The organism is Fluctibacter corallii, from assembly GCF_025751585.1.
GTDB classification, from domain to species: domain Bacteria; phylum Pseudomonadota; class Gammaproteobacteria; order Enterobacterales; family Alteromonadaceae; genus Fluctibacter_A; species Fluctibacter_A corallii.
The window spans coordinates 162,169-176,447 of sequence record NZ_JAOWKX010000001.1; the positions used below are offsets into that span (position 1 = coordinate 162,169).

General features: G+C 44.0%; 13 protein-coding genes. 3 read left to right on the top strand and 10 right to left on the bottom strand.

The features are described 5' to 3' along the window. Positions 1-8: 8 nt before the first annotated feature. Entirely contained in the window at positions 9-773 is a 765-nt protein-coding gene (gene pomA, locus OE749_RS00705) for a flagellar motor protein PomA (RefSeq protein WP_263710416.1), read from the bottom strand. A gap of 307 nt (positions 774-1,080) precedes the next feature. Between pomA and xseB the strand changes: the two genes are divergently transcribed. From xseB to dxs, 3 genes are read left to right on the top strand one after another with little or no spacing between them, the layout of a single operon-like run. Continuing rightward, positions 1,081-1,320: an exodeoxyribonuclease VII small subunit gene (gene xseB / locus OE749_RS00710; protein WP_263710417.1), complete on the top strand. Its 240-nt coding sequence runs from the start codon at positions 1,081-1,083 to the stop codon at positions 1,318-1,320. Between the two features lie 2 nt (positions 1,321-1,322). Further along, entirely contained in the window at positions 1,323-2,213 is an 891-nt protein-coding gene (gene ispA, locus OE749_RS00715; RefSeq protein WP_263710418.1) for a (2E,6E)-farnesyl diphosphate synthase, read from the top strand. A 32-nt stretch (positions 2,214-2,245) separates the two neighbouring features. Next, on the top strand, positions 2,246-4,111 hold the full coding sequence (gene dxs, locus OE749_RS00720; protein ID WP_263710419.1) for a 1-deoxy-D-xylulose-5-phosphate synthase: 1,866 nt from the start codon (positions 2,246-2,248) through the stop codon (positions 4,109-4,111). Between the two features lie 51 nt (positions 4,112-4,162). On the opposite strand, the gene OE749_RS00725 is transcribed toward dxs, so the two are convergent. The 9 genes from OE749_RS00725 to nrdR all read right to left on the bottom strand — a co-directional run bounded on the left by OE749_RS00725 (position 4,163) and on the right by nrdR (position 14,223). Then, complete coding sequence (locus OE749_RS00725) at positions 4,163-8,194, bottom strand: Ig-like domain-containing protein (RefSeq protein WP_263710420.1); 4,032 nt, start codon at positions 8,192-8,194, stop codon at positions 4,163-4,165. A gap of 84 nt (positions 8,195-8,278) precedes the next feature. Next, positions 8,279-8,767, bottom strand: a complete 489-nt coding sequence (locus tag OE749_RS00730) for a phosphatidylglycerophosphatase A family protein (RefSeq protein WP_263710421.1) — start codon at positions 8,765-8,767, stop codon at positions 8,279-8,281. Beyond that, entirely contained in the window at positions 8,767-9,741 is a 975-nt protein-coding gene (thiL, locus tag OE749_RS00735) for a thiamine-phosphate kinase (RefSeq protein ID WP_263710422.1), read from the bottom strand. Before thiL ends, OE749_RS00730 begins: the two co-directional genes overlap by 1 nt. A gap of 1 nt (position 9,742) precedes the next feature. Beyond that, a complete protein-coding gene (gene nusB / locus OE749_RS00740) occupies positions 9,743-10,171 on the bottom strand; it encodes a transcription antitermination factor NusB (protein WP_263710964.1) in 429 nt (142 codons plus the stop codon). A gap of 13 nt (positions 10,172-10,184) precedes the next feature. Continuing rightward, positions 10,185-10,658 (bottom strand): 6,7-dimethyl-8-ribityllumazine synthase, encoded by a 474-nt coding sequence (gene ribH, locus OE749_RS00745; protein WP_263710423.1) that lies wholly within the window; start codon positions 10,656-10,658, stop codon positions 10,185-10,187. 143 nt (positions 10,659-10,801) lie between these two features. Then, positions 10,802-11,902 carry a bifunctional 3,4-dihydroxy-2-butanone-4-phosphate synthase/GTP cyclohydrolase II gene (gene ribBA, locus OE749_RS00750; RefSeq protein ID WP_263710424.1) on the bottom strand — a complete coding sequence of 367 codons (1,101 nt, stop codon included), beginning with the start codon at positions 11,900-11,902 and terminating at the stop codon, positions 10,802-10,804. A gap of 40 nt (positions 11,903-11,942) precedes the next feature. Then, positions 11,943-12,605, bottom strand: a complete 663-nt coding sequence (locus tag OE749_RS00755; protein ID WP_263710425.1) for a riboflavin synthase — start codon at positions 12,603-12,605, stop codon at positions 11,943-11,945. A 54-nt stretch (positions 12,606-12,659) separates the two neighbouring features. Then, positions 12,660-13,742, bottom strand: coding sequence for a bifunctional diaminohydroxyphosphoribosylaminopyrimidine deaminase/5-amino-6-(5-phosphoribosylamino)uracil reductase RibD (ribD, locus tag OE749_RS00760; RefSeq protein ID WP_263710965.1), 1,083 nt, complete (start codon positions 13,740-13,742; stop codon positions 12,660-12,662). Between the two features lie 31 nt (positions 13,743-13,773). Continuing rightward, positions 13,774-14,223 (bottom strand): transcriptional regulator NrdR, encoded by a 450-nt coding sequence (gene nrdR, locus OE749_RS00765; protein ID WP_263710426.1) that lies wholly within the window; start codon positions 14,221-14,223, stop codon positions 13,774-13,776. Between the last annotated feature and the right edge of the window lie 56 nt (positions 14,224-14,279).

Sequence of the window (14,279 nt, forward strand, 5' to 3'; positions counted from 1 at the left end):
GACGCTCTCTACTCTTCTTCAGTATTGTCGTTTCGCTTACTAGCGGCCAGATAGTTTTTCAAAATTCCTTCTATTACCCTTGGGTTTTGACCATCAGCAATACCGACAATTCCGTCCAATACTAAACTTTGATTAAGTTGTTCTTCCAATGCCCTGTTACTCAGCTTTACAGCCATAGGCAAACAAATGACGTTGGCAAGGAATGCACCATACAAGGTCGTTAGCAGCGCTACGGCCATCGCGGGACCAATCGATTTTGGATCATCCATGTTGGACAACATCGCCACCAAGCCAATTAATGTACCAATCATTCCCATCGCCGGTGCCACATCGCCCATTCCTTTAAAAATAGCGGCGCCAAACTCATGCCGAGCGGTTGTCATGCTAATATCTTTCGCGAGTGTTTCACGCACGACTTCTACATCGTGGCCGTCAACTAACATATCTACGCCCTTTTGCATAAAGGCATTTTCAATTTCAGCTTCTTCAAGCGCGAGAAAGCCTCCTTTTCTCGCGGCATCTGCCATTTCAACGATTTTTTGAATCAATTCTTCTGGCGCTTCAATTTTGAACATGAAGGCTTTGCCGGCAATTTTACCTGCACCGAAAAACTGCCCCATGGTGTGTTGAGAAAGAATAACAAACAAGGTGCCACCAAATACGATGAGAACCGACGGCACATTGATAAACATGCCAATGTCTCCGCCCATAACCATCGCCATGACCACGAAACCGATCGCGCCAAGCATACCTATTAGGGTTGCTAAATCCACGTTATCCTCCCAACTTACGGAATATGTAGAATAGAGTTAGACTATTAAAAACGTTTTCTGTCTATAATGCTAATCGCTAATTGACGAATGCTCAATTTATTACTTAATAATCAGGTATTAAACTGTATCTTCTCCCATGTATCGACGCTGTAACCATTTACTTAACCAATAGAAATGAGAAAGTCGTCAAGATACCACGTAAATAGCCTTCCGAAATCCACCTCATCACGCTAAAATGTTGACCCGCATCACACCGTCAGGTAAGGTGCGCGCTTTTGATTTTTATCTTTTTACACTGCGAGGCGTCATGACAGATAAGCAACCCACTTCATTTGAAGCATCGATGCAAGAACTAGAAACTATCGTTTCCCAAATGGAGCAAGGTGAGTTGCCTTTAGATCAGGCTTTAAAGCAGTTCGAGCGCGGGATTACCCTGATCCGAGAGAGTCAGAAAACCCTCCAGGATGCTGAGCAGCGTGTACAGATTTTACTAAATCAAAATGGGCAAGCAACTTTAGCAGACTTTGAGCAAGGCACTGATCAATAGCCATGAGCTTCAAGGATTCTTTACATCATGTTCAGGTGGATATTGAGCATCGGCTAACAAACGAAATTGCAAAGTTAGACAATCACGCGCCTCAGTTGAAAGATGCAATGCAATATGCCTTGTTAAATGGCGGCAAACGTGTCCGTCCTTTTTTAGCTTTCGCAACTGGGCGCATGCTAACCCTGAAAGACAACGATATTGCGCCGATAGCATTGGCTTTAGAATGTATTCATAGCTATTCGCTCGTACACGATGATTTGCCAGCCATGGACGATGACGATCTTCGACGTGGCAAACCCACCTGCCACATTGCTTTCGACGAGGCGACAGCTATTCTCGTAGGTGACGCACTGCAAACATTGGCGTTCGATGTGTTGGCTAATCATCCACTTTCTCAGGATTTGGAATTACGCCGAATCGCATTGATTCGGCATTTATCCCATGCAAGCGGTTACGCGGGCATGTGTGGCGGACAAGCACTAGATATCGCATCTACCAATCGCTTAATTAATCAAGAGCAGCTTGAACGTCTGCATAACAAAAAAACAGGTGCATTAATCAAAGCAGCAGTCATGATGCCTTTGGCGTTGACTGATGACAGAAATGACACCATTAGAACGGCACTAGAATCATTCGCTAGTGCAATCGGGCTCGCATTTCAGGTTCAGGATGATATTTTGGATATCACCAGCGACTCTGCGACCTTGGGTAAACCTCAAGGCTCAGACGTTGCACAAAACAAAAGTACCTATCCATCATTATTAGGATTAGAGGGTGCCAAAAACTATCTGGCGCAATTACATCAACAAGCACTACACGCGCTAGACGCTTTACCTTACAATACAGAACTATTGACTGCGTTTACTGATTATCTTGTTAATCGCGATCATTAAACGTAAATAAGAATAACTCACTTAGGCATAACATGACTCTTGATCTGGCTAATTATCCGGTTCTGGCACTTGCAAATACGCCAGAAGGGCTGAGGGAGCTTCCTCAGGACAAACTTAAGCAGTGCGCAGACGAATTGCGTCAATATCTTCTTGCTAGCGTCAGCCAAAGTAGTGGTCACTTCGCTTCAGGTTTGGGCACGGTTGAGCTGACTGTTGCGCTTCATTATGTTTATAACACCCCGTTCGACAGACTGATTTGGGATGTTGGTCATCAAGCATATCCGCACAAAATACTTACTGGCCGCCGTGAACGAATGACGACTATCCGCAAAAAGGGCGGATTACACCCATTCCCTTGGCCTCCAGAAAGTGAATACGACACCTTTGCTGTAGGGCATTCTTCTACCTCCATTAGTGCTGGATTAGGTATGGCCGTAGCGGCTGAAAAAGAAGGCAAAGGCCGCAAAGTGGTTGCCGTTATTGGTGATGGTGCAATGACCGCGGGAATGGCATTTGAAGCCTTAAACCATGGCGGTGACATGGATAAAGACCTACTAGTTGTACTGAACGACAACGAGATGTCTATTTCAGAAAATGTAGGTGCCTTAAATAGCCATTTAGCCCGACTTCTAACTGGCAGTTTTTTCAATTCTATTCGCGATGGTGGTAAAAAACTACTCAGCAATGTGCCCCCGATAAAAGAGTTCGCCAGCCGAGCAGAAGAACATATTAAGGGCATGGTAGTACCAGGAACCATATTTGAAGAATTGGGGTTCAACTACATTGGTCCTATCGACGGCCACGATGTGCACGGCATGGTAGATACCCTTCGCAACATGCGAAACATCAAGGGACCACAAATCTTGCACGTGGTAACAAAAAAAGGGAAAGGCTACGAAAAAGCCGAGCAAGATCCCATTAAGTTTCATGCAGTACCTAAGTTCAACCCTGCTGAAGAAACACTTCCGAAATCCACATCAACACAGCCAACGTTCTCAAAAATATTTGGTGACTGGTTATGCGACATGGCGGCCGAAGATCCTGATTTAATGGCTGTTACACCAGCCATGAGAGAGGGTTCGGGCATGGTGCGTTTTTCACAAGAATTTCCAGAACAATATTTTGATGTCGCGATTGCTGAGCAGCATGCGGTGACCTACGCAGCAGGGTTAGCCAAAGAAGGGCTAAACGCGGTTGTCGCGATTTATTCGAGTTTTCTGCAACGAGCGTACGATCAGCTTATTCATGATGTCGCACTTCAAAACTTACCCGTGTTGTTTGCTATTGACCGTGCAGGCATTGTGGGCGCAGATGGCCCAACTCACCAAGGTGCGTTTGATATTCCGTTCATGCGCTGCATTCCAAATATGGTTATCATGGCACCAGCAGATGAAAATGAATGTCGTCAAATGCTGTATACAGGACACAAGCTTAATCAGCCCGCGGCCGTTCGATACCCTAGAGGCAGTGGCAAGGGGGTTGATATCCAGAGCTCCATGACAGCGCTAGAAATTGGTCAAAGCCGTGAAGTGCGCCGTGGTGAGCACATTGCTATTCTTAACTTCGGTACGCTCTTACCTTACGCTGAAGAAGCAGCCGAGCGCCTTAACGCGACCGTTATTGATATGCGTTTTGTGAAACCACTTGATACAGCCGTTATCGATGCGCTATGCAGTGACCATACGCTTTTCGTCTCTCTTGAAGATGGCGCAATAGCGGGCGGAGCAGGTTCTGCTGTAGGCGAGTACTTGATGCAATCTAAACAATTGAAGCCGTTGTTACAACTTGGCTTACCTGACGAGTTTATTATGCAGGGTACACAACAAGAAATGTATACCGAATTGCAACTAGACGCCGATGGAATTGTTTCTCAAATAGAAGCGTTCAACGCAAGGTAACGATATAGAAGGGTCAAGATATTCAACTTGACCCTTTCAAAGCTATATCAACTACCTATTATAACTCTTTGATAAATTGGGTTTAGGTAGCTTACTAATTGATAAAGGCGCATCAAATACGAAGTGCAAACTGCCATCAATGTTATAACAATTCCATCGATTTACTTCACCTGACGTGACACTATAAAAATATACTATTGGCTTATTTAGAAATTCGATTTTGGATTGTTCTGCTGATATGCATTTTTCAATGTAGTTAGGAACTCCCACAATTGTTAAAGGCTCAGCAATAGTTACTTTACTTTTGCTCCATTCCAAAATCGGTACTTCCAAAGTGATCATATTTGATGGCGGAGAGGGATCATTACATCCAAACTTATTGCAGGCGCTAACTCTATAACGTCTTTGACCTGCCAAATACGAATTATGCTCGAAAAACAGAGCACTAGTAGCAGACACAGTCAACCATCCTTCATCGTTGAAATTCACCTCAATAATATAGCGGGTCGCCCCCTTTGCACTATTCCAACTAATTTTCTGCCCTGAATTTCGCTGAACTGCTATAGGGGATATAAAGATTCTATTCGGTATCGCCCCTCCGATTACATTTGATTCCGGTGAAAATGCTGAACATCCCCCTTGGTTGCATGCCGCAACACGGTAAACTCTTTCCCCAATCAAATCGCTGCAATGTTCAAAGCTTTCCTCAGCACTATTTACGTACATCCAACCTTCAGTGTTAAATTTCATTTCGAGTTTATGACTGCTTGCGCCTGAAACGGGAGTCCAACGTATATATTGACACCCTCCAACCTGTTCAGCAAAAGGAGCCAATGGAATCTGAGGTACTGGTCCTCCGATTAGATTTGAAGAGTGTGAAAATTCAGAACACCCGACCATATTGCACGCAGAAACACGGTAGATTCGCGTACCGGTAAGCTCACTATTATGATGAAACTCTGTAAATGGAGTCCTAGAAGCCTGAATCCATCCTTCGTCATCATAATTTAACTCAAGTACATACTCCTGCGCGTTGGTTAAACCTCCCCATGATATATGCTGCCCAGAATCATCTTGGTATACATAAGGACTTGCTGGTACGGATGGCTTTTCCCCTACCCAGCTTGTCCATAGCGAATAGTTCCCGCACCCAGATATGTTACAACCTGCAACTCTAAAGCGACTAATGTAATTCAAGGCATTTTCAAAACCGACTTCAAAATCTGTATACGTTTGAGTAGTGATCTCACCATCGTGAACTTGTTGTTGAAGTTTATAATAGTCGACGTTGTTTACTTCCCCCCATCGCACAACAACATGCTCCATATCAACAACCTCATAATTTGGAGTCGATAACTGATTTACATCACTATTTAAATCTCCGCATAACACATCAACAACAATTTTACCTTCAATAGCCCCGTACTGTCGCGCTGCTCTATTGGCATCCACCACGCCGTATTGAATATCAATTTCACCACAATAATCTTGGTGTGGCGTAAAAACCAATGACTGAGGATAGTCCGTTGTTAATTGTATTTCCCCTTCCTTTACGCGAGCCCAGTCTATGAAAAGCCTGTCACCATCTGGATCATAATCATTGGCAAGAGGATCTAAAGCCACACTATTACCCGACAGTACTGTTGCCGTGTCATCAACTACGATCGGGTTTGAATGTGTGCATTGAATCTCTGTAATCAACACACTCGCTTCGTTTGACACTAAACCACCTAGATCTTCCAAGGTATAAGTAAAACTATCACTGACTCCGCATATACCAGCATATGATTGATAAATTACATAACCAGTGTCTTCATCAATACTTAATTCACCAAAACGGGGAAGCGTATTAAAGTGCTTAACTTTCAACGAGTCATTTTTATCTGGATCATAATCATTGTTAAATATATGCAGATATTCCTTTCTACCTGCACGCAACCTCAATGAATCATCTCTTGCTGTTGGCGGATCATTTTTACATACTTGCTTTACGGTGACGCGGGCGCTACTAGACCATGTTCCATCAGGCATTCTAGCTTCATATAGCATCGATGTAGTATAGTCGCATGCTCCTTTAGCTGGCACATACACTATTTTTTGATCCTTTGTAATGCCACCAAACTGACTTGATAAATAGTCTTTTGCAAATATTTGTACTTGTGCATTATCAGGATTGATATCATTTTTAAGCACATCTAATTTGGTATGAACATCAGAGGAGACTACATAACTATCATGATTAACAGTGATTTTATCTTCTACGCACTGTACATCTAAAACTACCTGTCCTTCACGACTAATTACACCATCTGCATCGACTACCCGGTAAGAAAATGTATCTCTCCCACAATAGTCTTTACCTATCGGATGAGCATAAACTCGTTGATTTGATACATCAATATGAAGAGAAAAATGCTTAGGGAGGTTGGGAAAGTCATAAATTTTCAATCCTCCCTGAATTGGGTCAATAGCATTAGAAATTAAATTTAGCTGTTGAGAACGATCTTCAAGTAGAGAAAACACTCTATCTCTAACTCTGGGGGTTTTATCATCGCAAACAGGTTTTATTTTCACGTCAGCAACGCGACTCTCAACTCGCTCCCCTCTGAACCCTTTACCTACTATTCTGTATGAAAACCTATCTTCATAACAAATAATACCTTCACTTGGTGTATAACGAATAGAGGTCTTATCTGAGTTACGATAAGCACGCCCATATCGTGGCGGCGTCTCGATAATCACTTCTGTTGCTTGCAAATCATTTATTTCGTCATTTTCTAACACATTAATAATCGCGTTATCGTAACCATACACTTCGATAACATCTGATTGTGCAATTGGGAAATCAAACACACAGGCGACCACAACACTCACTGTCGCTAGCTCTGTTTTTTCACCGACATCATTTCTAGCCTGATAGGAAAAGCTATCTTTACCACAATAATCTGGTGTTGTAGGAATCCACGTTAAGGTCTGCTGATTATTTCCGACCACTAAATCGCCGTGCTCAGCGACTGTTACAACATGATCAATGACGATCGGGCCATGACCAAAAGCATGGTCGTTATCCAGAATATTAATGTCACGACGTCTATCTTCAACAACACTAACATAGTCATCATTAGCAATAGGAGTTGTAGAACTGCAATCAAAATTAATAGTTACTATTGTGTGCCTAGACACCACCCCTAATGCACTTTTTAAACGATAGATAAATTTATCGGGAGCACAATTACCTACAGTTGGTCTATAAACAATCTGTTGATTCTCATCAACCTGTACAATACGTCCTCTAACTGGCTGGCTGGTGATCTCAATCGTAGACACTCCCACAGGAAGGATATCATTGTCTAAGATGGGAAACGGATCTGGCACTTTATGCTGCCGAACTGTATAGGAATCATCGGTAGTAACAGGTACAACAGTGTCGCATGATACGTGCAGAGTGATCGTAGCGGGCTTACTTATTCTCTGCTGTGCATCTACTACGGTGTATCGTATTGTATCTGTTCCGCAAAACGTAGCATCGGTTGAATAGATAATTCGATTACTTTCTATTTTGGCATCGCCATACGCGGGCCCTGTCACAATGCGATCTAGCGTGGGGCGATAGCTAGTGGCTGGAACAATATCATTACCGGTGACGTACAGGGATTTAGCAACACTCCCCTTTTCCAGATAATAGGTGTCTGCTATAGCAATGGGCGATCTATCAGAACAATCCAAATCTAAAATAACTTTAACAGGAACAGATTTTATTCCATCGTCATTGACAAGTTGATAAGAAAAAAAATTGTCTGCAAAATCACTTTTACCACACCGCCTACTATTGCGACGATAAATAATGCTGTTTTGATTAACTTCTACTGTATCTTCATACAACGGCTGTTCAGTGATACGAATTTGGCAGAGATTATTGTCAACATTGCCACAGGAGTCATTTGATAGGACATCTAGGTGTATTTCTTTCAAAAAGCCATTGGTTTTAACAAAATCAGGATACGCTTTAATCTCTTTCGAGATAGCCTCGAAAGGAAGAAAATAAATGAAAAAAGTAAAAAACATTACGTAAAAATAATGCATATAAAACATCCCTGTTTAGAATAGATTTTACAGTGCTGTGCCGAATCCCTTGAAGATGGTAAGGGTTAAGCTTTTAACGATTAATTAGAGCCAGCCCATGCTAAGCAGGCCATGCATGCAGCCTAGTGCAAATAGTCCAGCAATGATGTCGTCAATCATAATGCCGAATCCGCCATGCACATGTTTATCAAAGTAGCTGATTGGCCAGGGTTTGATAATGTCAAATATACGAAATAATACGAACGCGACAATGGCGTGTTTCCACGTAAAGGGGACGGCAATCATCGCAATCATCATACCAGCGACTTCGTCCCATACGATGCCAGAGTGATCGTGTACTTCCATGTCTATGGCGGTTTTACCACACAAGTAGATACCGACCAAAGATGCCGCTATTGTGGCTGTAACAAACCCAGTCAAGGAGAGATAGGTTACAGCAAGCCAAATAAGGGGAAATGCGGCTAACGTGCCAACGGTTCCCGGCATTAACGGGGCGAGTCCCGTCCCAAACCCTAACGCCAATAAGTGTACAGGATTACGCAAAGAGACTTTTTCTCGACAAAGACTATCCATTAGCTAAAGTGCTCAAATCCTTTTTTTGCAGCAAAGAATGCTTCATCGCAAGGTTCGCCATCACGCTTCATTTCAAGCTTACTATTTGCACCCGTTAACTGACCAATGCATGTTGCCTTGATGTTGAAATTAGCTAACGCAATATCCAAATTGCCTTTTAATTCTTCTGGAACCGTAAAGATCAGTTCATAATCATCGCCCGAGTCTAGTGCATAACGAATAGCATCATCATGCCCTACCGCCTCTTTTAACGCGACTGACAAAGGAAGCTTGCCAATATCAATTGTCGCGCCACATTGTGAACTCTCAAGAATATGCCCTAAATCGGATAGTAGCCCGTCAGATACATCAACGCACGCGCTGGCAATACGCCTCAGTGCAGTTCCCGCTAACAACCTAGCAGTCGGATAATGTAAACGCTTAACAAGAAAGTCTTCGCTGGTTTTACTGGTAGACAACTTGCCTCGCATAATATCCAATCCAGCACCTGCATCACCCAGCGTACCTGTTACATACACAAGATGGCCAGGCTTTGCACCCGAGCGAGTGAGTGCTTGCCCTTGCGGCACAAAGCCGTGAGCGGTGATAGTAATGGATAAAGGCCCTTGAACAGTATCGCCGCCAATTAACTGAACAGCATAATAATCCGTAATCTCTGCCAATGACTGCGAAAATGTTTCTAACCATTCTTCATCAGCGTTAGGCAGCGACAACGATAAGCTGAGCCAAGCAGGTTCTGCGCCCATTGAGGCAAGATCGCTGAGATTAACAGCGACCGCTTTATGCGCAATTGCAGCAGGATTCGCATCTTTGAAAAAGTGCACATCTCCCACTAGCGTGTCGGTAGTAATGGCTAAAGATTGGCCATCAGGTATATCCGTGACCGCGCAATCATCGCCGATACCAATAACCACATCTTTTCGTTGATGACTTCTAGATTTAAAGAAGTGATCGATTATCGCAAATTCTTTCACGTTATCTCGATGCTAATTCTTGCTTTCTCAGCGTTTTCACAGCTTTATCTAGCACACCATTGACAAACTTGTGGCTTTCTTCTGCGCCAAATGTCTTGGCAAGCTCGATGGCTTCGTTGATAACGACTTTATAAGGCACATCAATTCGGCGTGTTAGCTCGTAGGTTGATAGTCGAAGAATCGCTTTCTCCACCATATCAAGTTCTTCAGGTAAACGCCCTAAATATGGCTTAATCGCATCATCTAAGCCTGAAGCATCTTTAGCCACAGCGCGAAGTAGCTCTTGAAAATAAGCTGTATCAACTTTGTGCATGTTATTGCTTGTAGCAATACTTAACTCAACCTGATGAACAGGGTTACCCGTCATCTGCCAAGAATAAATTGCTTGGAGCGCTAACTCTCGCGCTTTTCGGCGAGCAGCGGGTTTCATTGCTTCGCTCACATTAAGCTCCTTCAATTTGAGCCATTACGTTTACCATTTCTAGCGCGCCTAATGCCGCTTCTGAACCTTTGTTTCCAGCTTTTGTGCCAGAACGTTCAATGGCTTGCTCAATGCTATCAGTTGTTATAACGCCAAACGCGACAGGAATACCGTACTCCAGTGATACCTGTGCCAACCCTTTGTTACACTCACCTGCAACAAAGTCGAAGTGGGGTGTGCCACCACGAATTACCGCACCCAATGCGATAATGGCATCGTATTTGTTTTGCTCAGCTAGCTTCTTTGCTACAACAGGTAATTCATATGCACCAGGCACACGCACTAAAGTAATGTCCTGCTCGTTAACCTCACCGAGACGCTCAAGTGTATCTAGCGCACCGTCAACAAGACTTTCAACCACGAAGCTGTTGAAACGAGACACAACAAGTGCAAACTTCTTACCCGTTGCACGAACATTACCTTCAATGATATTCATTCTGTTAAAGCCCTATAAATAAAAATGGCGCGCATCATACCACAACTGCGCGCCAATTATGTGATTCCAATAGTAAATTTTATACTAAATCGTGTGATTCACACATTAACCAATTGATTGGTGGTTAAAAACACCTGCCACAATTAATCGTGAACGTATTCTACCACCTCTAAGCCATAGCCAGACAAAGCATGATATTTCTTCGGTTTGCTTAAAAGACGCATTTTACCCACGCCCAGTGACGCGAGTATTTGACTGCCTACTCCCACCGTTCGGGATGTGCCCTGCCAAGGCGCTAATGAGGGCTTCTCGCCTTTGTCTTCGGCTTCAAATTGTTGCACCTGTTTAACCAGATTTTCTTCTTTACCCAAAAGCACCAATACGCCGCCTTCTTTTGCAATTTTTTGCATCGCTTCAGGAATACCCAAGCTTCGCTCTACCGCACGTGTTGACCCCAACAAATCGTTGAGTGTGTTTTGTAAATGAACTCGAACAAGTGTGGGGGTATCAGCGGATACATCTCCTTTGCGAAGGGCAAAATGCACTTGTTGATCAATCACATCTCTGAAAGTGATAAGATCGAAGTCTCCATAGGCAGTCGGAAGCTTACATTCTGCCACTCGCTCAATCGTTGTTTCATTTAAGTTACGATATTCAATTAAATCAGCGATAGTACCGATTTTTAAGCCATGCTTTTGCGCGAATTTTTCAAGTTCAGGGCGGCGCGCCATCGTGCCGTCATCATTCAGAATTTCAACAATCACCGCCGCAGGTTCAGCACCGCCAAGACGCGCTAAATCAACGCCAGCTTCAGTATGACCCGCACGCGTTAACACTCCGCCATCTTTAGCGATTAATGGAAAAATGTGTCCAGGTTGAACAATATCATCAGCTGTCGCATCTGGTGCAGATGCGGCCAATACCGTTTTTGCTCTGTCAGCAGCAGAAATCCCTGTCGTGACACCTTGAGCTGCTTCAATCGATACAGTAAAATTGGTAGAAAACTGCGCACCGTTGTTATCTACCATCAATGGCAAATTCAAGCGCTGGCAACGTTCGGCAGTCATAGGGAGACATACTAAGCCACGCGCATGGGTCACCATGAAGTTAATTGCTTCAGGGGTAACGTGCTCAGCCGCCATAATCAAATCGCCTTCATTTTCGCGATCTTCATCGTCCATCAGGATGACCATTTTACCCTGACGTATATCATCGATAATTTCTTGGGTCGTATTCAGTGCCATTTGCGTGTGTGTCTCTGTAGGGTGTTGAGTTTAATGTTTATTATTTTCGTAGAAAGCCATGTTCGGCTAAAAAATCAAGGCTAATGTCTGAACGCGCAGACTCTGCTGCTTTTTCGCCTAGCATTAAGCGCTCTAAATAACGTGCAATCAAATCCACTTCAAGGTTGACATGCGAACCTACCTGATAAGTACCAATTATGGTTTCCTGCAACGTATGTGGGATCAATGTTAACATGAAACGGCTGCCATCGACTTCATTCACCGTCAAGCTAACACCATCTACCGTGATCGAACCTTTTTGAGCAATGTATTTCGCTAGCTCAGCAGGTGCAGTAATCCATATCTCTAACCAGCGGTCGATAGGCGTAATCGTATCTACAACCCCCACTCCATCTACGTGACCACTAACGATATGTCCACCCAAACGGGCATTCGCCTGCATGGCTTTTTCAAGGTTCACCTTGCCGCCCGCACTATATTGAGCAAAGCCAGTTTTTTTGATGGTTTCTGGCGACACATCTGCACAGAAATGCGTATCAGAAAAGCCTGTAACAGTTAAACACACGCCGTTGGTTGCGATGCTGTCACCTAAGGCAACATCCGACATATCTAGCTTGCCAACATTGACCGTGAGCCGAATGTCATCCCCTTTCGGTAACAGGGTCTCAATATGCCCTACAGCTTCAATAATTCCGGTAAACATAACGCCCTATATCTATATATTTTTCATAAATCCATGCACTTGCACAGGTGCTAATTACACAAGGCTAGCCGTGATCTTAATGTCTTTGCCTACTTGGCGAATATCTTTAATCTGTAAATCGATAACATCGTGCATCGAAGTAAGCTCAGGAAAGGCTAGCAGCCCCAAACTACTGTCTCCCATTAATTTGGGCGCTTGATACAAAATCAATTCATCGACTAACTTTTCTTTCACTAATGCGCCCGCCAGTTTCGCCCCAGCTTCCACCCATACGTCGTTGAATTCTTGCATCGCCAAATAAGCGCATACCTGTGTTAAATCAATTTTACCGCTTTGCATTGGCGCTTGCCACTGGGTGACATGTTTAGGAAGCAACGCGTTAAAGCGAGAATTGATACAATAAGAACGCGCGGATTGCGACCACACATTTAATTCAGGTGTCATTTGCCCGCGTCCATCTAACACAACTCTAGCAGGCTGCCGAATCTCAGATTCCTCTAAATCGAAGCGTTCATGATTGAACTCGGGTGCTCTCACGTTCAAAGAGGGATTGTCAGCCATTACGGTGCCAGAGCCAGAGAGTATGGCACAACTAGCTGCGCGATGTGCTTGAACATCTTGACGCGCTTCGGCCCCTGTTATCCACTGACTAAGGCCGTTGTTTAACGCGGTTTTTCCATCCAATGAAGATGCCATTTTCAACGTCACGAAAGGACGTTTATGCCGCATACGCGTCAAGAATCCTCGATTTATGGCCTCAGCCTGCGCTTTGAGTACACCAACTTCAACCGTAATACCCGCTTTGCGGAGCATGTCGAACCCGCGCCCAGACACCGCGGGATTAGGGTCTTCCATTGCACACACCACATGTCGCACGCCCGCGTCTATAAGCGCTTGAGCGCAAGGCGGTGTTCGCCCGTAATGACTGCATGGCTCTAGCGTAACAAAAGCTGTCGCACCGATGGCACGCTCGCCCGCCTGATGTAAAGCATGCACTTCAGCATGAGGCGTTCCTGCTTTTTGGTGATACCCTTCTCCTACAATTGAACCGCTGGCATCAACGATTACACATCCCACATTCGGGTTAGGCGAAGTGGTAAATCGGCCTTTTTTTGCTAATTGAATCGCTCTATTCATTAGCCCTTGCGCATCTAAAAATTGCACTGGGTCAATCTCCTAACTTAGCGATTTCTTCACCAAACTCTCGGATATCTTCAAAGGAACGATAAACAGAAGCAAATCGTACATAGGCTACTTTATCTAATTCTTTCAAGGCATCCATGATTAAGGCGCCTACAAATTCACTCTGCACTTCTCGTTCGCCTGTTGCACGTAATGAAGATTTTATCTGACTAATACAATTTTCAATTTTTTCAGTACTAACTGGTCGCTTTTCAAGGGCTCGTTGTAATCCAGCACGCAACTTGTCCTCATTAAATGGTTCTCTAGAACCATCTCGTTTTATTACACGTGGCATCACTAGCTCAGCGACCTCAAATGTCGTGAAACGCTCGTGACACTCCGCGCATTCTCGCCTTCTGCGTACCTGATGACCCTCTGCAACCAGACGAGAATCTATTACTTTTGTTTCTTGCGTCGAGCAAAAAGGGCAATGCATAATGCCATCTCATGTGTAAACTAGTTTCTGACGCGTAAACTAGCAAAATTTTGATT

Bases quoted from the DNA above. Each gene is read 5' to 3' on its own strand.
- xseB (WP_263710417.1), top strand. From the start codon at position 1,081: ATGACAGATAAGCAACCCACTTCATTTGAAGCATCGATGCAAGAACTA.
- ispA (WP_263710418.1), top strand. From the start codon at position 1,323: ATGAGCTTCAAGGATTCTTTACATCATGTTCAGGTGGATATTGAGCAT.
- dxs (WP_263710419.1), top strand. From the start codon at position 2,246: ATGACTCTTGATCTGGCTAATTATCCGGTTCTGGCACTTGCAAATACG.
- OE749_RS00725 (WP_263710420.1), bottom strand. From the start codon at position 8,194: ATGCATTATTTTTACGTAATGTTTTTTACTTTTTTCATTTATTTTCTT.
- OE749_RS00730 (WP_263710421.1), bottom strand. From the start codon at position 8,767: ATGGATAGTCTTTGTCGAGAAAAAGTCTCTTTGCGTAATCCTGTACAC.
- nusB (WP_263710964.1), bottom strand. From the start codon at position 10,171: ATGAAACCCGCTGCTCGCCGAAAAGCGCGAGAGTTAGCGCTCCAAGCA.
- ribH (WP_263710423.1), bottom strand. From the start codon at position 10,658: ATGAATATCATTGAAGGTAATGTTCGTGCAACGGGTAAGAAGTTTGCA.
- ribBA (WP_263710424.1), bottom strand. From the start codon at position 11,902: ATGGCACTGAATACGACCCAAGAAATTATCGATGATATACGTCAGGGT.
- OE749_RS00755 (WP_263710425.1), bottom strand. From the start codon at position 12,605: ATGTTTACCGGAATTATTGAAGCTGTAGGGCATATTGAGACCCTGTTA.
- ribD (WP_263710965.1), bottom strand. From the start codon at position 13,742: ATGAATAGAGCGATTCAATTAGCAAAAAAAGGCCGATTTACCACTTCG.
- nrdR (WP_263710426.1), bottom strand. From the start codon at position 14,223: ATGCATTGCCCTTTTTGCTCGACGCAAGAAACAAAAGTAATAGATTCT.